The sequence below is a fragment of the Clostridium sp. ATCC 25772 genome (assembly GCF_001573875.1).
Lineage (GTDB): Bacteria > Bacillota > Clostridia > Clostridiales > Clostridiaceae > Clostridium_J > Clostridium_J senegalense.
In genome coordinates this window covers 61,688-86,860 of sequence record NZ_LFRG01000001.1, presented here as the reverse complement: position 1 = coordinate 86,860, position 25,173 = coordinate 61,688, and the positions used below count along the sequence as shown (strand labels likewise).

23 protein-coding genes are annotated in these 25,173 nt (G+C 28.0%); 2 read left to right on the top strand and 21 right to left on the bottom strand.

Annotation, left to right across the window (positions count from 1 at the left end; all coding sequences use genetic code 11):
- Window positions 1–6: 6 nt before the first annotated feature.
- The 3 genes from AZI32_RS00360 to hflX form a co-directional block, all read right to left on the bottom strand.
- On the bottom strand, window positions 7–660 hold the full coding sequence (locus AZI32_RS00360; RefSeq protein ID WP_061993939.1) for a YigZ family protein: 654 nt from the start codon (window positions 658–660) through the stop codon (window positions 7–9).
- Window positions 661–674: 14 nt separating this feature from the next.
- The gene (locus AZI32_RS00355; RefSeq protein ID WP_061993980.1) at window positions 675–1,322 is read right to left on the bottom strand and encodes a HEAT repeat domain-containing protein; all 648 of its coding nucleotides are present in this window, start codon (window positions 1,320–1,322) and stop codon (window positions 675–677) included.
- 126 nt (window positions 1,323–1,448) lie between these two features.
- The gene (gene hflX / locus AZI32_RS00350; protein ID WP_061993938.1) at window positions 1,449–3,242 is read right to left on the bottom strand and encodes a GTPase HflX; all 1,794 of its coding nucleotides are present in this window, start codon (window positions 3,240–3,242) and stop codon (window positions 1,449–1,451) included.
- 472 nt (window positions 3,243–3,714) lie between these two features.
- On the opposite strand from hflX, the gene hpt reads away from it, so the two are divergent.
- A complete protein-coding gene (hpt, locus tag AZI32_RS00345) occupies window positions 3,715–4,239 on the top strand; it encodes a hypoxanthine phosphoribosyltransferase (protein WP_061993937.1) in 525 nt (174 codons plus the stop codon).
- Between the two features lie 50 nt (window positions 4,240–4,289).
- Here hpt and yunB read toward each other — a convergent pair whose 3' ends face one another.
- Window positions 4,290–4,922: a sporulation protein YunB gene (gene yunB / locus AZI32_RS00340; RefSeq protein WP_061993936.1), complete on the bottom strand. Its 633-nt coding sequence runs from the start codon at window positions 4,920–4,922 to the stop codon at window positions 4,290–4,292.
- A 183-nt stretch (window positions 4,923–5,105) separates the two neighbouring features.
- Here yunB and AZI32_RS00335 point away from each other — a divergent pair, with 183 nt between their 5' ends.
- Complete coding sequence (locus tag AZI32_RS00335) at window positions 5,106–7,562, top strand: PBP1A family penicillin-binding protein (protein WP_061993935.1); 2,457 nt, start codon at window positions 5,106–5,108, stop codon at window positions 7,560–7,562.
- 30 nt (window positions 7,563–7,592) lie between these two features.
- Here AZI32_RS00335 and spoVAE read toward each other — a convergent pair whose 3' ends face one another.
- The 17 genes from spoVAE to AZI32_RS00250 all read right to left on the bottom strand — a co-directional run bounded on the left by spoVAE (window position 7,593) and on the right by AZI32_RS00250 (window position 25,081).
- Window positions 7,593–7,949, bottom strand: coding sequence for a stage V sporulation protein AE (spoVAE, locus tag AZI32_RS00330; protein WP_061993934.1), 357 nt, complete (start codon window positions 7,947–7,949; stop codon window positions 7,593–7,595).
- Window positions 7,950–8,972 carry a stage V sporulation protein AD gene (spoVAD, locus tag AZI32_RS00325; RefSeq protein ID WP_157450809.1) on the bottom strand — a complete coding sequence of 341 codons (1,023 nt, stop codon included), beginning with the start codon at window positions 8,970–8,972 and terminating at the stop codon, window positions 7,950–7,952. It lies immediately after the preceding gene.
- 4 nt (window positions 8,973–8,976) lie between these two features.
- Window positions 8,977–9,438 (bottom strand): stage V sporulation protein AC, encoded by a 462-nt coding sequence (gene spoVAC, locus AZI32_RS00320; protein ID WP_061993933.1) that lies wholly within the window; start codon window positions 9,436–9,438, stop codon window positions 8,977–8,979.
- A 109-nt stretch (window positions 9,439–9,547) separates the two neighbouring features.
- On the bottom strand, window positions 9,548–10,303 hold the full coding sequence (sigF, locus tag AZI32_RS00315) for an RNA polymerase sporulation sigma factor SigF (protein WP_061993932.1): 756 nt from the start codon (window positions 10,301–10,303) through the stop codon (window positions 9,548–9,550).
- Window positions 10,304–10,312: 9 nt separating this feature from the next.
- Window positions 10,313–10,744, bottom strand: coding sequence for an anti-sigma F factor (spoIIAB, locus tag AZI32_RS00310; protein ID WP_061993931.1), 432 nt, complete (start codon window positions 10,742–10,744; stop codon window positions 10,313–10,315).
- A 13-nt stretch (window positions 10,745–10,757) separates the two neighbouring features.
- Window positions 10,758–11,093: an anti-sigma F factor antagonist gene (gene spoIIAA / locus AZI32_RS00305; protein ID WP_010293002.1), complete on the bottom strand. Its 336-nt coding sequence runs from the start codon at window positions 11,091–11,093 to the stop codon at window positions 10,758–10,760.
- 520 nt (window positions 11,094–11,613) lie between these two features.
- Window positions 11,614–13,365, bottom strand: a complete 1,752-nt coding sequence (locus tag AZI32_RS00300; RefSeq protein WP_061993930.1) for an N-6 DNA methylase — start codon at window positions 13,363–13,365, stop codon at window positions 11,614–11,616.
- A gap of 196 nt (window positions 13,366–13,561) precedes the next feature.
- Complete coding sequence (locus AZI32_RS00295) at window positions 13,562–14,197, bottom strand: cyclodeaminase/cyclohydrolase family protein (protein WP_061993929.1); 636 nt, start codon at window positions 14,195–14,197, stop codon at window positions 13,562–13,564.
- Window positions 14,198–14,213: 16 nt separating this feature from the next.
- Entirely contained in the window at window positions 14,214–15,455 is a 1,242-nt protein-coding gene (gene hutI, locus AZI32_RS00290) for an imidazolonepropionase (protein ID WP_345968942.1), read from the bottom strand.
- A 275-nt stretch (window positions 15,456–15,730) separates the two neighbouring features.
- Window positions 15,731–16,627 (bottom strand): glutamate formimidoyltransferase, encoded by an 897-nt coding sequence (gene ftcD / locus AZI32_RS00285; RefSeq protein ID WP_061993928.1) that lies wholly within the window; start codon window positions 16,625–16,627, stop codon window positions 15,731–15,733.
- Between the two features lie 29 nt (window positions 16,628–16,656).
- A complete protein-coding gene (gene hutH / locus AZI32_RS00280; RefSeq protein WP_061993927.1) occupies window positions 16,657–18,228 on the bottom strand; it encodes a histidine ammonia-lyase in 1,572 nt (523 codons plus the stop codon).
- 261 nt (window positions 18,229–18,489) lie between these two features.
- On the bottom strand, window positions 18,490–19,920 hold the full coding sequence (locus tag AZI32_RS00275; protein WP_061993926.1) for an MFS transporter: 1,431 nt from the start codon (window positions 19,918–19,920) through the stop codon (window positions 18,490–18,492).
- A 52-nt stretch (window positions 19,921–19,972) separates the two neighbouring features.
- On the bottom strand, window positions 19,973–20,410 hold the full coding sequence (locus AZI32_RS00270) for a MarR family transcriptional regulator (RefSeq protein ID WP_061993925.1): 438 nt from the start codon (window positions 20,408–20,410) through the stop codon (window positions 19,973–19,975).
- Between the two features lie 526 nt (window positions 20,411–20,936).
- Entirely contained in the window at window positions 20,937–21,917 is a 981-nt protein-coding gene (locus AZI32_RS00265; RefSeq protein WP_061993924.1) for a glycosyltransferase, read from the bottom strand.
- 451 nt (window positions 21,918–22,368) lie between these two features.
- Window positions 22,369–23,076, bottom strand: a complete 708-nt coding sequence (locus AZI32_RS00260; RefSeq protein WP_061993923.1) for a WecB/TagA/CpsF family glycosyltransferase — start codon at window positions 23,074–23,076, stop codon at window positions 22,369–22,371.
- Window positions 23,077–23,730 (bottom strand): sugar transferase, encoded by a 654-nt coding sequence (locus AZI32_RS00255; RefSeq protein WP_061993922.1) that lies wholly within the window; start codon window positions 23,728–23,730, stop codon window positions 23,077–23,079. It lies immediately after the preceding gene.
- Between the two features lie 91 nt (window positions 23,731–23,821).
- Entirely contained in the window at window positions 23,822–25,081 is a 1,260-nt protein-coding gene (locus tag AZI32_RS00250; RefSeq protein ID WP_061993921.1) for an O-antigen ligase family protein, read from the bottom strand.
- Window positions 25,082–25,173 lie beyond the last annotated feature (92 nt).

Sequence of the window (25,173 nt, the reverse complement as noted above, 5' to 3'; positions counted from 1 at the left end):
ATCAAGTTAAACATTGCACTCTTTATATAACCTATTTCCCATTTTAAAGTAAAATTCTTCATCTTCTTCACTTATTATAACTTTTCCACTTGTTGCTTCTACAAAACTATTAGAAACTTCTTCATAGTTACTACTTTCACAGTACATTATCAATTCAACTTTATCTGTGTAAATTGTATCCTCTATATACCAATTGTTAGTTCCACATATATACTGTATTTTTCCTAATAAATCATAATCCAATATAACTCTTATCTCAAACCCCTTAACCTTTTCAACAATTCCAGCTTCTTTTATAACTTCAGAAGCTCCCTTAGAATAAGCCCTTACAAGCCCACCAGCCCCTAAAAGTATACCACCAAAATATCTTGTAACAACAACTGCTATATCTGTTAAATCATTTTTCTTTAAAACTTCTAATATAGGTATTCCTGCTGTTCCTTGAGGCTCTCCATCATCACTATACCTTTGAATATTCTTATTTTCTCCTACAATATATGCAGAGCAATTATGTGTAGCTTGTTTATGCATACCTTTTATTTTACTCACAAATTCTTTTGCTTCATCTTCTGTTTTTACCCTTTTTGTATATCCTATAAAAACCGATTTTCTTTCATTAAATTCTGCCTTTGCTTCATCTTTTATAGTAAAATAACTCATATCCTCACTCCATTCTATATACCTAAATATTCTTCGCAAGCCTTTTGTATATAGGCTTTATCTGTAGAATTATATATTTCTTTTATTCTTTCCTTATAATCTATAGCATTAATTTTCTTTAATGATTTTATGGCATAGCTAACTACTTGACCATTATCATCCTTTAATGCTCTTATAAGTGCTGATTCGCACTTGTTATCTCCAATCTTTCCCAGTGCCGAAATAGACAATCTTCTTATGTTTACAAACTTATGAACCGTACATCTTATAAGAAAATCAACAGATTTATTAGACCTTAGCTCCCCTAACATCCACACTGCTACTTCTTTTTCCTTTAATGATATATTTAGATGGTTATTTAATATGTAATCTATAAGCTTAGTTTTATTAACAACATCTAAGCTGTTTAGTATATATACTCTTTCATTTTTAGCTACTGTAGTTAAATTTTTAAATAATTGTTCAATGTTTTCACTCTTATTCAAATATCTATATTTCATCTTTGACGATATAAGATGTCTTTGAACATCACTTTTGTCAATATTTCTAATTTTACTTATGGCATCTAAAGATTTTCCTTCTAAATGTAGAAAATATGATATTTCCTCTTCAGAATATTTTTCTATAAAATTCCAATCGAATTTTACTAATCCTTTGCTCATCTTCTCACCACCTGTACACATTTTATTATCTCCATTATAATATACCATTTTAAAATTTCATAGCATGGCATAATTAAAAGGTGTCTCAATTTCATTAACAATGAATAGAGACACCTTTTAAAAATATTATTCTACTATATATTTTTTGCACTTATTGTAAACTTCTTCATCCCCTTGAACTTCCATCAAAGTTCCTTCTGCTTCATAACTCTCACTATCCACTTTTCCATTTCTATGAATATATGCAACAGTACTTGAGTCACTATATGGAATTAAAACTTTAAATCCTTTTAACTTATATGGAAGTAACTCTGTACACTTATTTAAAAGCAAATCTAAATTTATATTTTCTCTTGCAGACACTTCTATTATCTCATAATTATCATACTTTTCTTTTAAGTTATTAATCATATCTTCATCTGCATTATCTATCTTATTTAAGATTAACATAGTAGGTTTATCATCAGCTTTAAGTTCTTTTAAAACTTCTTCTACAACTTCTATTTGCTTTTCAGCATCACTATTAGCACTGTCAACAACATGAAGTACTAGGTCCGCATATATAACCTCCTCTAATGTAGATTTAAATGCTTCAACTAAATCATGAGGAAGTTTTCTTATAAATCCAACTGTATCTGTTATTGTACCTACTCTATTATCTGGAAGAAGAATTCCTCTTGTAGTAGTATCTAAGGTAGCAAATAACATATCTGCTTCAAAAACTTTTTCTTTAACGGTAGCAGATTTTAAAGGATATAAATCACATAGCTTATTTCTTAATGTTGATTTCCCTGCATTTGTATAACCTGCAAGGGCTATTTTAGACACAGTATCTTTACTTCTTTTTTCTCTTTGTGTAACCCTAACGTGTTTTATTCTATCAAGTTCTTTTGAAAGATCTAGTATTCTTTCTCTTATATGCCTTTTATCTGTTTCTAATTTTTTCTCTCCTGGTCCTCTTGTACCTATACCTCCACCAGTTCTTGAAAGAACAGTTCCAAGTCCTGCAAGTCTTGAAAGTCTATATTTAAGTTGAGATAGTTCTACTTGTATTTTTCCTTCTTTTGATTTAGCACGTCTTGCAAATATTTCAAGAATTAATGTAGTTCTATCAATAACTTTAACACCTAATGCTTGCTCTAAATTTCTAACCTGTGCCCCAGAAAGTTCTTCATCAAATATAACAACATTAGTCCTTAATGATTGTCTAATTAAAGCCACTTCTTCAACTTTTCCTCTTCCTATATAAAAAGCCGGATCTATTTTATTCTTACTTCTCTTTTGAAGTGTTGAATATACAGGAACTACCTCACAAGCTTTAGCAAGTTCTTCTAATTCCTCTAAACTTTCTTCATCTTCAGTACCTACTAAAACTGCTCTTTCCGTATTATCCTCAACAACATTATTATTTTTAATAATATCTTCTATATATTTTATTTTTTCTAAAAGGTTAAAATTTAAAAGTTTCTCACTGTTTCTTAAATGTATTTCTTCTTCTACTAATATATTATCAGTTACATCACAAAAGCCAATATTATAATTAAGTTCTTCACTTTCGCTAACAGCTATTGCTACCATAGCATCTAATTTTAATTTTATTAATGCTGATATATCTAATGCGGAAAGTTTAGGATTACCATTGGGATGAGTATGTATTACCCTTACGCCTGAAAGTTTTCCTTCACGAACATCAATTAAAGGCACGTCAACAGTGCTGCTATCTCCTACAGCTATTGACACTATATTCCCCTTTCTATCTATTGCAACACTAACTTCCCTTTCAATTTCTAATGTAACTTCTTTTAATATATTTACTATATCTAAAGTAACAATAGTATCTCTAGGCACCTTTAAATCCTGTATAACTTCTAATTTATTTAATATGGATTTTTTTACTCCATCTATATTTCCATCTATCATGCAAAATCCTCCTTATAAAAGCTAACTAGCATACTTTTTTTTAAATCACATAATAATAGTATAGCATCTTAAGCTAAATATCTACTAATATTTATAGCCTTTCCAACTTCCCATTAATTTAATACCATAAATTCTAGTAACGTAAGCACTTAGCCTATAGTACTATTACACATGTTTTTTTCAAATTATATATCTAGTTAAATTCATAAGTTGCTGTTTAAAATTTTAAATTCAACTATAGTTTTTTCAGTTATCAAACACTAGGATTATAGCTTGTTTTATATATTTATTGAAAAAGTTTATAATTGTTGTTAATATAAATAATATATCATTTTCATAATACAATTTATTGTTATTTAAAATTCAATATATTATTTACACTAAGGGCATAATATTTAACGTATATATTATTTTCAAAAGTATTAATTAAACAATAAATTTAAACAAAATATTTATATAGGGGCGTGTTCAAATGGAAAACAAGAAAGTTAATGTATTATTTTCTAAAGAAGAAATTGAAAAAGCAAATGCTAGATTAGGAAAAGAAATTTCTGAGGCTTATGAAGGAAAAAAACTTTATGTTTTATCACTTCTTAGAGGTAGCTTTATATTTGCTGCTGATTTAGTAAGATATATATCTGTTCCTACAAAAATAGGTTTTATGACAACATCTAGCTACGGCCATAATGAAGAATCATCTGGTATTGTTAAAGTTGTTAATGATGTTCCTGATAATATAGAAGGATTTGACGTTTTAATAGTTGATGATATCATTGATAGTGGAATAACAATGGATTTTGTTGTAAATCATATAAAAAGTTTAGGTGCAAATTCTGTTAAATGTTGTTCTTTACTTGATAAACCATCAAGAAGAAAAGTAAATATAAAACCAGACTTTTGCGGATTTGCTATTGAAGATTTATTTGTAGTTGGTTATGGTTTAAACTATGGTGATTATTATAGAAACATCCCTTACATATTTAATTGGGAATCATAATTAATATTAAATTTATTTAATTTTAAAACGAGTGAAAAATCACTCGTTTTTTATTGTTTATTCATATCCATTTGTATTGAAGTTTCAGGTATTTTCCCTACTATAATTGTTTCTGCTATAGGTACCTGGGTAACGACTTGTACATCCTCATTAGCCATAGGTAATATTACTTTAATATTTGTCTTTACCTCCACATATATTTTATGTCTTACTTGATTTATACCTGCAGTTTCAAAATCTGAACTGTATTTTGTTTCTACATGCCCTATTGGTTGCATTTTAGCTGTTATTTTCGGTCCGAAATTTGCCAATATATTGTTTTTAGTTATATATCCCGTTGGAATTTTTACATCTTGATAACTTAAATTATTTAGTTCCTCTTGAATTTCTAAAGACACTTCATTAGCAATTTTGTTCATCTTTAATGTATCTGCTTGTACCAATACAATATTGCCATTCTCATCTTTTTGAAATTTAATAATATCTTCATAATCGAACTCATCTACATATTTTTCTAAAATGGATTTATTCATAACTTGCACTGCTCTTGCCCTCATTTCTCCATCACAGATTGCAAGAACACTTGGTAATATGATTTCATCAAAATAATATATAAATGAACTAAGTATGGCGAATATAAATATAATTACCATTACTATTTTTAATTTCGTGTATTTTTTCATATACAATTATCCCCTTCTTCTAATAAAATTTTCTTAATATGTTTACTTTCTAGTAAAATAGTAATAATAAATTATATGTACTATTATTTATATAAAGAATATTTTTATAAATTTTATTAATTTTATATAGTGTGATATAATACAAAAATGATAATCAACAGAATAATCCTAAGGAGGATGCTTATGAGTGAAAAAAAGCCTACGGTTGAAAATAAAAATAATAAAACAAGTAGAAAAAAAATACTTAAAGGTATATTTATTGTATTTATTATATTATTCTTATCATGTGCAGCAATAGGTACTGGTGTAGTTTACGGTATGATAAAAACAGCACCAACAATAGATGTAGAAAAGTTTCTTGATATTGAGGAAACTTCTACTATATATGATTCTAAAAGTAATCTAATAGATGAATTCTTAACTCCAGAGCGACGAATATCTATAGATATAGATAAAACTTCTGAAAATTTGAAAGATGCTTTTGTTAGTATAGAAGATGAACGTTTTTATTCTCACAAAGGTATTGATTTTAGAAGAATAGGTGGCGCAATATTTCAAGATGTTAAAATCATCTTCGGTATGTCTGAAGGTAATTTACAAGGTGCATCCACTATAACTCAACAGTTAGTTAAATATAGATATTTCTTAGAGGATTCCTTAGAAAATAGAACATCCATAAAAAGAAAAGTTCAAGAAATGTACTTATCCTTAAAGCTTGAAAAAGAACTTAGTAAAAGTGAGATTTTAGAATCTTATATGAATACTATATACTTAGGGGGAACTTCCCATGGTGTAGAAGCTGCATCTCAAATGTATTTTAATAAATCTTCAAAAGATTTAACATTAAAGCAATCAGCTTTTATAGCAGGCGCTGCACAGAATCCATCTGTGTCTTATTATAATGCTTATGAAAATTTTAAAAATAATATACCTTTTGATTCCCCTAGAACAAAAACTGTTTTAGATAAAATGCTAGAACTTGGCAAAATAACTAATTCAGAATATGATGCTGCAATTGAAGATCCTTTGACATTTGATTTTAATATTAATTCTAACAATGGAATGAACTTTGAATATTTTTCAAGACCTGCAATAAATCAAGTTGTAGATGATATGGTAGGGATTTATAAAATTTCTAAATCTGAAGCCCTTGATAAGTTAATGTATGGTGGTTACAAAGTTTATACCACTATGGATACAGAACTTCAAAATGAGGTTCAAGAAATAGTGAATGATTCTAATGGATCTATATTAAATATTTATGATAATCCAAATTTACAAGCATCGGCAACAATTATAGACTATAAAACTGGTGATGTTAAATGTATAGTTGGTGGTCGTGGTGAGCAAGAACCAAACTCTTACAATAGAGCTGCTTCTGAAAATTTCTTACGTTCTCCTGGTTCTTCATTAAAACCGCTTACAGTTTATGCTCCAGCTATAAATGAGCAGATTTTAACTGCTGGTTCAATGATTGAAGATTCTCCAATTCCAACTTCAATAGGTTCAAAATATGGAAACCCTCCATATGATCCTAAAAATGCACAGTTAGACTATGAAGGTTATATGACACTACGAGATTCTATACGTAGTTCTAGAAATACAGTTGCTACTAAAGTAACAGATACTATTGGTCTTGCTACTTCTGCAAAATATGGTGAGAATTTTGGAATCCAACTAGATGAAACAGATAAAAGCTCAATTTCAGCTCTAGCTCTCGGACAGCTAGATGGCGGTAGTTTAGCTGGAACCAATCCTTTAGCATTATCTGCAGCTTATGGAACCTTTGGTAATAATGGAGTTTATACTAAGCCAAGATTATATACAAAAGTTTTAGATAGACATGGAAAAGTAATTTTAGAAAATAAAATTGAAACGAACACTGTATTATCATCTCAAGCTTCATATATAGTTTATGATATGCTAAAAGAACCTGTAATTGGAACTGGTCCTAGTGCTGCTTTTGGTAATATGGAAGTTAGAGGTAAAACTGGTACTTCTTCTGATTCTACAGATTTAACTTTTGCAGGATTAACTCCTTATCTTTCTGCTGCAGTATGGATTGGAAATGATGATTATACTCCAATCTATAATATGAACAGTGATAAACCTGCTGCACTTTGGGGTAGAGTTATGGCTGCTGCTCATAAGAGCTTAGAATATTCGGAATTGGCACGTCCTGATGGAATTGTTAGTGTAGATATCTGTAAAGATTCAGGTACTCTTCCTACACAATTGTCTTATAAAGATCCTAGAGGAAATCGTGTGTATTCAGAATTATTTATTGAAGGAACTCAACCTTCCTCTTTAGATAACATTCACGTAGAGTCTCAATATGTTTTAGGTGCTGATGGTAAATATTACTTACCATCTGAAAATACACCAAAAAGTAAAATAAAAACAGGAGTATTTATAACTAGGGATTATTATCCATATGTATTCCTTAATGATTCAAAATGGTTAGTTCCTACTGAAACGGACCCAACTTCTTATAAAACTAATGATAAAGATAAAAACAATGACAAGAACAAAGATAAAGACAAAGATAAAGATAAAGACAAAGATAAAGATAAAGATAAAGATAAAAATTCAAATTCAAATAAGGACAAAAATAAATCTAGTAATAGAAAATTATTTTAAAAATAAAGTAGAGCTTTGAAATTCAAAGCTCTACTTTGTTTTAGCATTAGACAAAACTGACATTATGTACCCAAATACAATAGCTGCACTTATTCCTCCAGCTGCACCTTGAACACCTCCAGTAAATATTCCTAGAAAACCATCCTTATCGATAGCCTTCATCACACCATTCGCTAGTGAATATCCAAAACCAGGTAGTGGTACAGTAGCACCAGCTTTTCCTATTTGTACTATTTTTTCATATATTCCAAGGCCCTGTAGTATAACACCACTGGTAACAAATAAAACTAATATTCTTGCTGGAGTTAACTTAGTTGTATCCATTAATATTTGACCAATAACACATATTATTCCACCAACTATAAATACAGATAAATATTCGTTCATTTAATCACCATCCATTTCAATAGCTATAGCATGTGCAATACCTGGTATAGTTTCACCTTGAAGGGTTGATATAGAATTTAAAAGTGCTCCTGTTGAAATTAGAAGAACTCTTTTCAATTCTCCTTTAATCATCTTCTTATAAATATAGCTTCCCATAACAGCCGCGGAGCAACCACAACCACTACCTCCAGAATTGGTATCTTGCTTTTTGCAGTCAAATATCTCCGCACCACAATCAATGTAGTTTTTTCTAACATCTATTTTATATTCCAATAATAATTCTTCTGTTATTTTTTTCCCTATACTACCTAAATCTCCAGTAACAATCAAATCGTAATAATTAGGTTTTAAATCTGTATCAACAAAATGTTGTTTAATTGTATCTACTGCTGCTGGTGCCATTGCAGCTCCCATTTCGTTAGGATCTGTTATTCCATAATCTTTGACCTTGCCTGTTGTAATATATGTAACATATGGTCTATGCTTAACATTTCTGTTTGTTAATATCATTGCTCCGGCTCCTGTAACAGTCCATTGACAACTAGGCGTTCTTTGACTTCCCATTTCTAGTGGAACTCTAAATTGTCTTTCTGCTGATGAAAAGTGTGAGGATGTAGATGCAATAGCATAATTAGCACATCCTGCCTCTACAGCCATTGCTGCAACTGAGAGAGTTTCTGTCATATTAGAGCAAGCACCATACATACCTATAAAAGGTATACAAAGATCTCTAGCCATAAAACTTGAAGAAAATAATTGATTTAGTAGATCTCCACTAAATATATAGTTTATATCACTTTCTTTTAAATTTGCATCTTTTATACATCCTTGAACTGCTGAATAATGTATTTTACTTTCTGCTTTTTCAAAGGTTTCACACTGACACATATCATCATCTAATATTTCGTGAAAATAATCTTTTAATGGCCCTTCTCCTTCCTTCGGACCTACAACTGTATATGTAGAGAGAATTTTAGGTTTACTTTCTAATTTTACTGTTTGTTTTCCCATTCTAACTGCCAAAAAATCACCACCTAATAAAATAGTATAAAAGTCCTAATATTACTGAAGCCGTTGTTCCATATGCCAAAACTGGGCCTGCAATTGTAAATATTTTTGCTCCAACACCTAAAACATATCCTTCTTTTTTAAATTCAATAGCTGGAGATACTACAGAGTTAGCAAACCCTGTTATTGGAACTACAGAACCAGCGCCTGCATAATCGCCAATTTTATCATAAACACCAATTCCTGTTAGACTGGCTCCTATAAATATCATTATTATAGGTAAATACACTTTAGCTTGCTCAACAGATATTCCAAATCTAAGTAACACATTATATATTGCTTGACCTATAGTACAAATTAATCCACCGGTCCAAAATGCCCTAAAACAGTTTTTTATTAAATTAGGTTTAGGCGTTTCTTGTTCATATAACTGCTGAAATTTTTTTTTCAGTTTATTTTCCTTCATATTATTTTTCTTCATAAAGTTCACCTCTTTTATAACTATTATTCTTTTATATATTATTAGTAACTAATCTTACTATTATTCTTTAATATCTAAAAATTAAAAGTGGTTAAGATATTTTTACATCTTAACCACTTAATTTTTCCTTCATAATTTTTAATACTTTTTTCTCTATTCTAGATACTTGAACTTGGCTTATACCTAACATTTTAGCAACTTCAACTTGTGTTTTATCCTTAAAATATCTTAACATAATAATTTGTCTTGATTTTGCATCTAATTTACTTAGTGCTTCTTTTAATGCTAATTTATCTAAAACCTCTGTGTCTTCTTCATAATCCTCACTTAATTTATCAATTAATAATACTGGTGCACCATCATCATGGTGAATAGTATCATATAAATATTGCATATTATTAGATGCCTCTAGTGCAGTGATTATCTCTTCTTTAGGTATTTCCGAAAATTTAGATAATTCTTCTATCGTTGGATCTCTTCCTAATTTTTTTGCAAGTGTATCTTTATCATAATGTATCTTTTTTGCAACAGTTTTTATGCTTCTACTTACTTTTATTATTCCGTCATCTCTTAAAAATCTTTTTATTTCTCCTACAATCATTGGAACCGCATAAGTTGAAAACTTAACATTAAACCCATCGTCAAAATTGTTTACAGCCTTTACAAGCCCTATACAGCCAATCTGAAATATATCGTCATACTCATAGCCCCTATTTAAAAATTTCTTACTTAACGCAGATACTAATGGTAAATTCATTTCAATTAGAAAATCCAGAGCTTCCTTATCGCCACCTTTAGCTCTTCTTATAAGCTCCATATTATCATCGTAATTATAATTATTCACCTTATAATTTTTTTCCCCCATATTAGTCACCTATACTGCTGAGTTAAAAGTTTTCTTCATAATAACTTTAGTTCCTTCACCTTGTGTTGATATTACCTCTAAACTATCCATAAAGGTCTCCATAACAGTGAATCCCATACCTGACCTCTCTAAGTCTGGTCTTGAAGTAAACAGTGGCTCTCTAGCTGTCTTCACATCATTTATACCCTTTCCTTTATCTACAACAATTACAGTCAATTCATTATCCTCTATAGTTGCTTCTACTTCAACCATTTTTGTTGAATCTTCTTCATATCCATGTATTATAGCATTAGTAACAGCCTCTGATATAGCAGTTTTTATATCATTTATCTCCTCTATTGTTGGATCCAATTGAGCTGCAAATACCGATACCACAACTCTTGCAAAACTTTCATTTTCAGATTTACTTAAAAACTCTATTTTCATTCTATTGTGACTCATCTTAATCCCTCCATTAAACATTCTTTAATGCTTCATCAACATTGTCATAAACATCAATAATTTTAAATAAACCTGACAACTCAAAAACCTTTTTTATAGAAGGTTTTAAATCTGTCACACATAGACTTCCACCATGCATAGATATTTTTTTATACCTTCCTATAACAGCTCCTATTCCTGAACTATCCATAAAAGATACTCCTGAAAAATTTAATATAAGCTTCATAGTTCCTTCCATATCCATTCTGTCATCTATCTTATTTCTTAGTTCTGAAGCACTATGATGGTCTAGTTCCCCATTAAGTTTTACTATTAGCTTTTCATTTAATTTTTCAAATGTTAATTGCATAATATTCCCTCCAACCATTACTATAATTCTAATATTAATCTATTTAACTTACTATTATATTCTTTTAAATATGTTATATTACACAAACATTATAACACAAATTAATATTTTTTACATTATTTTACTATTATTTTATAACAAAACTTATTTATTATAAGTAAAACATAAAATAATTTCTAACTTAATCCAATACTTTTAGTGTTATAGATTTTATAAATAAAGACTTTTTATTAACATTTGTATAGTACTCCAAACTGAGGTTTCAACTTATTCACTTATTTAACATGTTTTCAGTGACAATTATAACTTTAAGTTAGCTACTATTTTTAGTTATTAAATATAACCTGGAAATAATTCTAGGGAAACAAGCTCAAATTTAAATTTATTCAATAACTTTAAAATATTTTTATGCAAGATACATTGTTGAATTCTAAGTGATTTGGAGCATGCCTCACTATTTTGGGTATCCAAGCTTTGGAATGGATAATTTTAAATACCAACTTAGAACTTTATCTCCATTTTATTGTTCATTTATTAGTTTAATTTCTTTATCATTAAAATTAAAATATTCATATAATTGCTGTTCATTTGAAAGTTTTTCTACTTTAATATTAGGTATATATAATCTCATAAGATTATTAGGATAATATTCATATAAGTCTTCTCCAAGTTTTTTGGCAAAAGTTTTAAAATAAAAATCATAAATCTTACTATTTAATATAAATAATAAATCTTCATATTTGAAATTTTTATTCTCTTTAAGCCTTAGTGCATAAACATCTGCACTAAAATAACTACCATTATCTAAAGAAAATTTATTAGCAGATGCCTTGAATGGAAATATTATTTTTTCTTCTTCAAAAATTTCTTTATTTCTTCCCCATTGAAGCTGATACCATTTTCTAACCCCTTTTATACACTCTCTTCTTTTACTTAGTTTTTCTTTATACTGTCTTATGTGATTTATAGCATTAGGCTGCATTTCTTCATCTTCTATTAAATCCGAGTATATTATATAGTTTTTTCTTCTATTTACTTGATTTTTCTTTATAAAGCTACCTTTTATCCAAGGTCTTAGTAATTCTCTTTCTATATTTTCATTTTCTATAGTTTCTTCATCAACAACAAAAGCTTTATCGCATCCAGTAATAATTCCTTGATGACTTGTACAAATATCTGATAGTTGAAACTGGCAAAAACTTTCTATTTTTTCTATAATAGATTTTATATCATTATTTCTTAATATCCATCGTTCTCCGTTCAATGTAGACTCACTTATCAAAAATTTTTTATAAGCATTTCCTTCATTTAAAAATAGCGAATTATAAAATTTATCATCCTTACGTCCTTTGTCAGATAATGGCTTTATAATTTCTACATCTCTCAAACTATTTTTTTCTTTTTCCATAAAAATAATTACTGGGTCTATACCTACCCCTTTAAAAGGCCTAACCCCATAAAAGTCTATTATTCTTATTATGTGAGTATTTTCTCTTAAGGTTTTTCTTAATTCTTTACCACTAGATGATTCTAAAAAATATCGCGATGTTATAAATGATAATTTTCCTTTTACTCTCAATAAATCTAATGACTTTTTAAAAAAGCAATATGATAAGTCACTTTTATCTTTAAATATAGCTTTAAATCTTTCCTTCAATTTTAATGAATATTCTTTATCTATTTGTTTAGGTCCTACATAAGGAGGATTGCCTATAAATATATCAAATCTTAAATCTTCTTCTAAAAATAAAAAATCCTCATTACTAAGATTTTTATCATATATATAATTACTATAACTGAACAAATCTATTTGCAAAATTTTCAGCGCCAATTCATCTATATCAAAACCATATAAATTGTTCTCTATAATATGTGTAGTTATATCTTTTTCTAAAATATTTATACCATTAGCTTTATTTATATTAGGTAAATTCTCCTTGTACATTTTATATAAATGTGTAAAACACGGAATAATCAAATTTCCAACACCACAAGAAGGATCTACTACTTTAATATATGGATTACTTAATATATCTTCTTTAGTTATACTATTTTCAATTATATATTTAGCTATAGGATATGGAGTGTATACAATCCCCTTCTCTTTATTTTCTTTTAGCCCTTCATAATAATATTCTCCAATTAAATCATCCTCTTTTAATTTAATATCTTTTTTAAATTTTACTATGGCAGTTTGTTTAAAAATTTCATCAATTGGAGTTGTTAAAAGGTTATACAACTCCATAATTTGCCTTTTAAAATCAAAATCCATAACTTCCCCTCATCTTTTCTCAATATTCAAACAATTTCTTTAATTTAGTATATCATAATTTGTAAAATTATTGAAGTAATTCTGTAAATAAAAGGGTTTATATCAAAATGGTAATAAAAAAAGTCCCCTTGAAATAGATTTAGTTTTCTATTTCAAGATGACTATTTTTACATTTATAAATTTATTAAATTAATTTTTATAACTTACTTTCAACTATAGCTAATATTTCATCTCTTCTAGCTCGTCCATCATTAACCAAATGCTCTATTTCTGCTTTCACATTTTTTACATATTCTTCATCTTTTATAGAAGTTACGTTGATTTTTACATTTAATATAGCTGATTCTAACCCACTTTGAGCCATTAGTGCAGCTACCCCTGCATCTGAAACTGCATTTTTATTTCCATATTTAGCAACTGCTAATATATAGTCATATAAGCTAAATGTTTTTTTAGCGGTTTTTAAAGGTACTTCTAATGACCCCTTATAACCTAATTGTATTTTTGCACTTCTAGCTTTCTTTTCTTCATCACTTTCTTTAGGCATTTTAAATGCTTTCATAAGTTCTAAAAACACTTCAGTATCTTCATTCATTAAATCTAGGAATTCATCTTTCACAACATCGCAAACTTTTAAGCTATTATCTACTTGAAGCTTTTCTTCTTCACTAAGTGCTTCATAAGATTTCTTTCCTATTGTTAAATTACACACCATAGATACTAATGATGCTGATAGTGATGCTGCTACTGCTGAAACACTACCACCACCTGGTGCTGGTGAATTTGATGCAAGTTCACTCATGAATTCTCTAATTGTTTTTTTGTCTAACATATTTTCGCCTCCCTAATTAATTTTCAACAACAATTTTACCATCTTTTATAACTTTGTCTACTGCATTTACACCAAAATGATAAATTAGGTAATTTAAATTTTTAGAATTAAATATAACTATGTCTGCCTTCTTGTTTTCTTCTATACTTCCAATCTCTCTTTCACGATTTATTGCTGCTGCTGCATTTATAGTCATTGCATTTATTATTTCTTCTGGGAACATCCTCATTCCAAATGCTGCAAATGTCATAACTGCTTGCATAGATTCTGTTGGTGAAGTTCCAGGGTTGCAATCTGTAGCTAAAGCAACCGCAACTCCATTTTCTATCATATCTCTAGCTCTTGCAAAGCTTCCAACCATAAGGTAAAAAGCTGTGGATGGAAGTAGTACTGCTACTACATTATTATCTGCTAAGGCCTTTATTCCATCATCACTTGCTGCAATAAGATGTTCTGCTGAGATTGCCTTAACTTCTCCTGCAAGTTCTGCTCCCCCCATTGGTTCAACTTCATCGCCATGAACCTTTGGTATAAGATTAAACTTCTTTCCTTCTTCTAAAAACTCTCTACACTCTTCTACTGAAAATACACCATCTTCACAAAAACAATCTATAAATTCAGCTAAGTTTTTGTTTGCAATCTCTGGAATCATTTTCTTGGCAATTTTTAAAAACTCTTTTCTATCATTTTTAAATTCTGCTGGAAGTGCATGTAATCCCATGAAAGTTGAAACTACATCTATTGGATGGCTTTCATTTAATATTTTATTTGCATTAAGCATTTTTAGTTCTGTTTCTAAATCAAGACCATATCCTGATTTACTTTCAACAGTAGTTGTTCCATATTTTAGCATTATGTCTAATCTAGTTTTACTTTCATTAACTAAATCCTGTAATGAAGCTTTTTTCGTATTTTCAACAGTACTTAAAATACCCCCACCAGCATTTAAAATTTCTATATATCCTACCTTATTTAATTTTAATGGCAATTCTTTTTCCCTTGATCCACTATAAACTAAATGAGTATGCGGGTCTATAAGTCCTGGTGTAACAGTTTTTCCTTTTCCATCAATTAACTTATCACAATCATTTAAATGTTTTTTATAGCCATCACCTTGTCCAACTTCAACTATAACATCATCTTTTATAATAATATATCCATTTTCTATGATATGAGCATCGTTCATATCACCTCTAGTCTTTTTATGACTACCTTTACAAGTTACCAAACAGTCAATTTCTTTTATTATCATTGACATATTAAACACCTCAATTTTAAATATACATCTTCAAAGTAAAGCATACGAAAAGAAATAATGTACTATAGGGTTCCAAGTTGACTTTTGAAATTCCCCATTTCAAAACTTGGATACCTAAAATAGTGAGACACGCTCCAAATCACTTAGAATTCAACACTGAATTTTATATAAAAATATTTTAAAGTCATTGAATAAATTTAAATTGGAGCTTGTTTCCCTATAAATATACGAGAATACTGGTCTATTATTTATTTGATTATGCCTTAATTTATAAACTATTCGCTAATTCTTTTTTCTAATATTTGATCCATTGAAAAGTTTTCTATTTGAAGATAATATTCTGCACAATCTATTAAAGATTTCATTGGTACAAGTCCTATAACTTCACTGCCTACCACTGAAACACCGTATCTTCTTGCTTCCATTTTAATCATTTCAAATGCTCTATAAACTGCTGTTTTTTCATAGTTTACAAGATTCATAGAAACTTGAGCTATATTTCTCTCTTCTAACATAACTCCCATAGCTTTAACAAATCTTAACCCACCACCTAAGTGTCTTACTGTTTTAGCAATTTTATCTGCAATTTCAACATTTGATGTATCTAAGTTTACATTAAAGGCTACTAATGGTTGTCTTGCTGCTATTGCAACACAGCCACCTTTAACATTAACTTCTTTAGGACCATAATCTGGTGCCCACATTTCTTCTTTTATTTTTTCAAAAAATCCTTCATATTGTCCTTTTCTAACTTTTGCTAAATTTTCTCTATGTGCTGCTGTAGCAGCTTTTTCATATAGATATACTGGTATATTAAACTTTTCTCCTATTGTTTTACCAACTCTATTGGCAATTTCAACACATTCTTCCATAGTTACTTCACTTATTGGAACAAATGGAACTACATCTAATGCTCCCATTCTAGGATGTCCACCTTCATGTGTACTCATATCTATTAATTCATAAACTTTTTCAGCCATATTTATTATTACTTCTTCTACTTTGCTTGGTTCTCCAACTAATGTAACAACACTTCTATTATGGTCTGTATCACTAGAGTAATCTAATAATTTGACCCCTTCTTTACCTCTAACAGTGTCCATTATTTTTTCAATTTTTTCTCTGTCTCTTCCTTCACTAAAGTTTGGAATACATTCAATAATTTTTGCCATACTATTACCCCCAAATATTTTTTATATCATTAGTATTTTATATCTACTATATTATTTACAGCAGATAATATTTCGCCTGATTTTATTAAATCTAAAACCTTATCCAACTCTTTATACATAACAACATCATTTTCTATAAATTCCACATTTTTTCTTATTGTATCATAACAAGCTTTAGTACCTTTTCCTAAATTTAAATCATTCCTGAAATCAATAGCTTGACATGATGCTAATAGCTCAGTAGCCAATACTCTTTCAGCATTTTTTAGTATATCTCTAGCTTTTCTTGCTGCTATTGTTCCCATACTAACATGATCTTCTTGATTAGCTGATGATGGTATAGAATCTACACTAGCTGGATGTGCTAAAACCTTATTTTCAGAAACTAATGCTGCTGCTGCATATTGAGTAATCATAAATCCTGAATTTAGTCCACCATGTTTAACTAAAAATGCAGGTAGATCATTTAATTGATAGTTTATAAGTCTTTCTAATCTTCTTTCTGAAACATTTGCTACTTCAGCAATTGCAATTCCTAAGAAATCAGAACTTAATGCAACTGGTTGTCCATGGAAGTTTCCTCCAGATATAACATCCCCCTCTTCTGTAACTATTGGATTATCTGTAACAGAATTTATTTCTGTTTCTATAACAGATTCAACATATCTTATAGCATCTTTAGATGCACCATGTATTTGTGGAACACATCTTAGTGTATAAGCATCTTGAACTCTTAATTCTCCTTGGCGAGTTACAAATGTACTACCATCTACTAAGTTTAATATGTTTATAGCTGTTTTTTGTTGTCCTGAATGATTTCTTATTCTATGAGTTCTGTTATCATAAGCATCTTTTATTCCTCTTAAAGCCTCTAATGTCATTGCTGCTGATATATCACTAAGTTTTAACAAGTTTATAGCATCATATGTTGTTATAGATGCTACTGCTGTCATAACTTGTGTACCATTTATAAGAGCTAACCCTTCTTTAGAAACAAGTTCTATTGTTTCTATTCCAGCTTTTTTCATAGCATCTTTTCCTGATAAAATTTCTCCATTTAACTCTGCTTCACCTTCACCTATCATTGGTAAAACCATATGAGAAAGCGGTGCTAAGTCTCCTGAAGCGCCTAATGAACCTTTTTCTGGTATTAATGGATGTACTTTTTTGTTTATCATATCTATTAAAGTTTCTAATGTAGATAATCTTATTCCTGAATATCCTTTTGAAAGGTTATTTGCTCTTAATAACATTATTGCTCTAACATACTCTCTATCTAAATTCTCCCCAAATCCACATGAGTGAGAGATTATTAAATTTCTTTGTAATGTTTTACAATCTTCCTTTGTTATTGTTACATCTGCAAATTTACCAAATCCTGTAGTGATACCATAAACAACCTTTTCATCCTCAACTATTTTATCTACTATGTTTCTAGATTTTATAACTCTTTCTTTTGCCTCGTTTGTTAACTCTACAAAATAATCATTTCTTGCAACATCTATAATTTGTTGTAAATCTAAATCTTTTCCATTTATAATAACCTTTTTATCATTTTCTAAAATAGTTCTACCTTTTTCTTGTTCTGTAACATTGCTCATATCTGATTGCCCCCTTTTAATATTATATATAAACTAAATTTAGATAAAATATTGCATATAATTTAGATAATCCCCTAAACTTCCAAATTTTGCAATTAGCTCTTATTTTATATCTTTATACTACATATTCTTTATATTTTTTAATTCCCCTTCAAAAAATAAAAACTAAATTGTCTGAATATTTTTAACTTAGTAAAGTTATAAATTATTTTTACAAAAAAACAAGGTTTTACTATACCCAGCTAAACCTTGTTTTTAAACTTATTTATTTATTTTCGATTTGAATTTTGTTTTATCTATTAAAGATATTAAAAATCCAGTAAAACATCCTATTGCTGCAATAATATAAACCCATCTCATGCCATATATGAATACATCTTCTCTTCCTTCTACATAACTTAATACTCTATAACCGATTTTGTAGCTCATTCTGTTATATAAAATAGATGTTGCAATTGAAACCCCAAACACAAATCCTAAATTTCTAATAAGAGCATTGATTCCACCAGCTATTCCTAATTTACTTTTTTCAACTGAGGACATAACTAAATTATTATTAGGAGATTGGAATAATCCGCTTCCTACTGCTACTACTGCAAGTATAGAAATAATAATTATAAAAGTTGAGTTTTCATTTAATGTAGACATTCCTATTAACCCTAAAGTCGTTATAATAAGTCCAATTAGTGTAAGTATTTTACTTCCTATTTTATCTGATAAGTATCCACTTAATGGTGCCACAATAGTTAATACTATAGGATATGCCATCATCATAAATCCTGTTTTAGCAGGTGACAACTTTAATACATCCTGAAGATAGAATGGTTGAATTATGTTTATGCAACTAATTCCTATAAATGCTACAAAAGCACAAAATATGTTAATTGAAAAAGTTTTATTTTTAAATATAGACAAATCTACCATTGGATTTTCAATTTTTAATTCTAGCCTAATAAATAAAATAAAACATATTACAGCTATTACAAAGGATAATATTATTTTTATGTTTCCATATCCTATTTGTTGACCTGTAAGCATTGCCCAAAACAATGTAATTACGCATACTAAGAAAAGTAATGCACCTTTTATATCTAAAGTTTGGTTACTAGTTGTTGTATCTTTAGGTAAATATTTTAACGCTGCTATAAATGCTACTATTCCTATAGGTACATTAATCAAAAATATGTATTCCCAACTTACTACAGATATTATAAGTCCACCTAACGGAGGTCCAAGTAATGTTCCTAGTGCTACAAATGTCCCTGATATTCCAATCGCTCTTCCTCTTTCATTTAGTGGAAAAATCTGAGTTATTATTCCTTGACTAGTGGACATAGTCATTGCTGCACCTATTGCTTGAATAACTCTAGAAAATATTAAAAAATTTAATGTATTTGATATTCCACATAATAAAGAACCTAAAACAAATATTAAAAAGCCATATTTAAATACATTAGTTTTCCCTTTTATATCTCCAAGTCTTCCAAATATAAGTATTGTAGCTGAAATTATTATAAGATAGCTTGTAACTACTTGTTCTATACCTGCCATTGATGTGCCTAAATCTTTTGCCATAATTGGCAGTGCTACATTTATTATACTACTATCTATACATGCCATAAATGGAGACATAACCACTATAGCAAGTATTAACCATCTATTGTTATGTATATATTTTTCATCTTTTGTCATATTTTAATTTACCTTCCTTAATTAATTTAATTTTAAACTCTTATCCCTTTATTTAATCCTTAGTATTAAATTGTTCAACATTTTTGTACATATTTTCTAATAGGGATTCTGCATTTTTTTTCTCTGTTTCTTCTAATCCATCAGTTATCATATTTAACCATCCATCAAGTTCATTTAAAACACCTGGAACTATATCCTTAGCATTCTCAGTAAGATATAATTTATAAGCTCTTGAATCTTCATTATTAACTATTTTTTCTACATAGCCAATTTCTATAAGTTTTTTTATAGCTCTTGCTGAAAAAGATTTGTCTACTTTCACATACTCACTTAAGATATTCTGACTTATTCCTTCATTGTTATATAAAGCTAAAAGAAAAGGATATGTTCCAAAGCTTAAATTATACTTTTTTAATGCTTCATCTATGTACCCCTGAGATTCCCTATATATTATAGCCACATATTTTAGCAAAAAACTTCTTTTATCCATCTATACACCTCCTTATTTTTTATTTTAAATTTAACTTTATTTCTGTATAGGGTTCCAAGTTGACTTTTAAAATTATCCATTCCAAAACTTGGATACGCAAAATAGTGAGACATGCTCTGAATCACTTGGAATTCAACACTATATTTTGTATAAAAATATTTTAAAGTTATTGAATAAATTTAAATTTGAGCTTGTTTCCCTATATAGGGTTCCAAATTAAATCTTAAACTTATTCATTTATCAAATGAGAAAACTCAAATTAATATTTTTTCAATAACTAACAGATTATTTTAGTTAAAAGTTAAGAGTGAATAGTGAACAGTTGTGGTTATTTTTCTCAACTGATAACAAAAATTTGATGTATAAATTTAAGTTATAGATTGCATCCCTATAATTGCTTCATTAATTATTTTAAAAATATATCACAGTATAGTTGACTAGTCAACCATATGTGAATTATTCTTATTTTAAAAAATATTTCCACAATTTCATTAAAATCACTATATAAAAAACACTAGATGATTATCTAGTGTTTGTCCTTCAAAATTTCTTTATAAAAATTATGATACTTTTGCCAAAATCTACTCATTGTAAATTCTTTTAATACTAAATTTTTAATATTATGGCCTAAAACTTTTAAATTATCACCTTTATCATAAGCCTCCAACATGCTTATATAAATATCTTTTTCACTTTGTGACTTTATCAATATTCCATTATTAAAATTTATTATATTTTCCAAGTCTCCAACTTTTGTGGTTATGACTGGAATTTCCATAGCCGCTGATTCAAGCATTGCTAGTGGCGGAGCACCACCTTCACTGTAAGATGCTATAATTGTACAATCACATATTTTTAAATAATCTCCTACATTTTCAACAAAGCCGCCTAAAATAACTTCTTTCTCCAAGTTCAACTCTACTATAAGTTCTTTTATTCTGTCTTTTGATTCTCCATCTCCTAATAAAAGCAACTTAGAACTTTTATTATCATTATTAAATTTAGCAAATGCTTTAATTATATTTTCATGATTTTTTATAGGATGAAATCTTGCAATAACTCCAAAAATAAAATCATCATCATTTATTTTAAATTTATTTTTTAATTGATCTGATGATTCTTTTTCAATAAATTTATTAATTCTTATACCATTATTAACTACTGCTTTCTTTCCTTCAAACTGCTTTTTTTCTAGCAATCTTAGTAAATTCTCAGAAACTGTAATATAATTATCAAAACTTTTTAACCCTAATGAACTTAATGGTGTATATAAATAATACTTAAGTTTATTATTTAAAAAATCATATCTATAATCACTGTGAACTGTTGCTACAGTTTTACATTTTATTTTATTTTTTATAAAAAAATGTATCAAAAATGGTGATGCTCCATGAAAGTTAACAATATCTATATCATTTTCATCTACATATTTTACTATTTCATTATTTAAAACCTTCTTCTGAAAAGTTTTATAATTTATATTTGTATTTTTTACTTTGTTAGACAAATATCCTTCGCCTACACAACCTAAAACATTTTCAAAATATTTATTATCCTTGCTACATAAACTTAATACATGGCTGGCTCCTCCGCCATTATCATTTCCCGATATAATATGTAAAACCTTAATTTTAATCCCCTCCTAAAAAGTTTAAAGAGAAATAAAAAGCAATCTATATTTTTAATTTAATCAGTCTATTATATAATACTTTAAAATAATAATCTATACTTTAAAAATAAGTTACAATATCAAATTATATAGAGAAACAAGCTCGAATTTAAATTTATTCAATAACTTTAAAATATTTTCACACAAGATATAGTGTTGAATTTTAAGTGATTCGGAGCATGTCTCACTATTTTAGGTATCCAAGTTTTGGAATGGATAATTTTAAAAGTCAACTTAGAACCCTATATTATATTCTTTTATAAAAAAAGAGCATAATATGCTCCCTATTCTACCTATTTTTCATGGTAGTGATTAAAAATTTAGGTATAACACCTAACCTTTTTATTCTTGAAGGATTTTTTAATGTTCTATAAAGCCATTCTAATCCACAATCTATCATCCATTTAGGCGCTCTACTAATTTTTCCTGAAATTACATCAAAACTTCCACCGACACCCATATATATACTACATGGTAAACTTTCCATGTTCTTTATAATAAATTCTTCTTGTCTTGGTGCACCCATTGCTACAAATATAGCATATGGTTTTTTTTCTTCTATTTCTTTCGTAATATGTGTACAGTTGCTCATCTCAAAATATCCGTTATGACTTCCAACTATATTTAAATTTTTATATTTTTCTTTTAATTCTTTCTTACATTCTTCTAAAACTTCTTCACTTGCACCTAATAGATATATACCTTTATTTTCACTATTGCAAACTTTAATTATTTCATCCATTATTTCAATTCCAGCTAGTTTTTCTTGTATAGGATTCTTTACTATTTTTGATGCTATAATAGTTCCAATTCCATCTGGAATTATTATTGATTTATCTGATGTAAAAAAATCAAATAGTTTTTTATTATTTAATCCTAGATTTAATATTTCAGGATTTCCAGATACAATATTTACTTTTTCTTTTGAAAAAACTTCTTTAATAAGATCTTCTTTTGTTCCTGAAAAAATATCATAATCTAATAATTTTATTCCCATCTAAAATGCCCCTTCACTTTTAAACACTTTTACAACTGTTTGGAATAATATTTTTATATCCAATATTAAAGAGAACTTCTTTATGTACGTTAAATCATAGTAAACAGTTTTGCCAAGTTCTATTTCTCCTCTTCCATTTACTTGTGCAAGTCCTGTTATCCCTGGTAATACTAATAATCTTTGATAATAGCTTTCTGGATAATATTTTACAACATCAGGTATCTCTGGTCTAGGACCAATTAGACTCATATCTCCTTTAAGAACATTAAATAATTGTGGTATTTCATCTAAGCTAGTTTTTCTTAGAAATTTTCCACTCTTAGTAACTCTATTATCACTTTTGCTTTGAAAAACAAAATTATCCATATTTTCAGGATCTATTTCTAATTCTCTTTTTGATTCTGCTGAAACTACCATAGTTCTAAATTTCAATATGGTGAAATTTTTACCATCCTTACCTACTCTCACTTGTTTGAAAAGTGCTGGTCCTTTTGAATCTAATTTTATCCATGCCCACAATATTATAAATATTGGAGATAATATTAATATACCTATAATTGATAATATTATATCTGAAATTCTTTTTATCCCAAACTGTATAGCCTTCCCTCTAATTTCACTATAAGCGTCTATTTTTATGTCATTTGCGTCCATTGTATCCCTCCACATCATCTATTTATAAACATTTATTCTTTATTTTAATACTTGCCATATTTTAATTTTATAATTCTATAAGATTATGAAATTAATTATATATTTTCAAATCATTAAACAAAATACTTTCTGATAATGCTATAAACAACCAAAAATAAGTAGTTGTCTGTGGTGAAAAAAATAGATTATCTAAAAAGTTCATAGCTAAAAAAGCTATAATAGATGCCATAACTCCCATGAAAAATAATTTATACATTTTATTATGAGAATTCTTATAAACTCTAACTACACTTCTAATAGAACTTACAATAACAAGAACAAATGAAATTATTCCTAATATCCCTAGTTCACTTTGAACTTTTAGATATGAGTTGTGACTACTAAATCTATGGTAATCTTTGTATCTTAGTTCTGGATATTTTTCAATATATTGATCATATAGAGCTACATAATTACCATTTCCTATTCCTAATATGGGATTTTCTTTTATCATTTTTCCTGCTACCTTCCACAGCTTTATTCGCGGGTCATTTAACACAGATATTTTAATGTTGGAAAATCTATTTATTAAAGATTTATCAAATAAAATTATTGGTACAAATATTATAAAAACAGATAAAAATTTATAATTATATAAAAATGCTAAAACTAAAAGTCCTATGATGAATCCAACAGTAGCATTTCTTGAATAAGTTAAAAATATATTTATAACTATTAATAATGATGTTATAATGTAAAAACTTTTACTTTTTTTATTATTTTCATTAAAAATCAACATAAATATAGGAAAGAAACTTAAAACTAAATATGCTCCTAATCCATTTGGATTTTCCATAGTCGATGTAATACGTGTTCCTTCTGAAGATATAAATATTGGATCTAATCCAATCTTGGTAAAATACTGTATACCTCCATATACACATAAAATTGCCGTTGTACATACAAAACACTTTATTATGTTTTCTATACTTTTCTTTTCTTTTACTTCATATTTTACTATAAATACTAAAGCTATATATGTTACAAATCTAAATGTTTCTTTTAATGCTAATCCTTTTTCTGCAGAATATATTGTTGAAAAAGCCATAACTATAGCTAGTACAATTATACTAATACCTAAAAATGAGGTTATAAAATTGTTTAAATTTAAATAAAGTTTTTTTCTATTATTTTTATTTATTAATGAACATATAGCATAAATAAAAATAATTGACATCAATATAATATCTGGAATTTTACCTATAAGCCCTAGCTTATCATTTATTATAGGCAAAATTAATACATATATGCAAATTAAATAATATAATAATTTAGATGTTTTATTCATATTATCACCAACTCTTTTTAACATTTAAAGTGCCCATACCTAAAGGAAGGGCCCTTAAAATTTATAATTTATACTTTCACTAATATGCTCTATTGTAAGTACTCTTTTCTAATTAA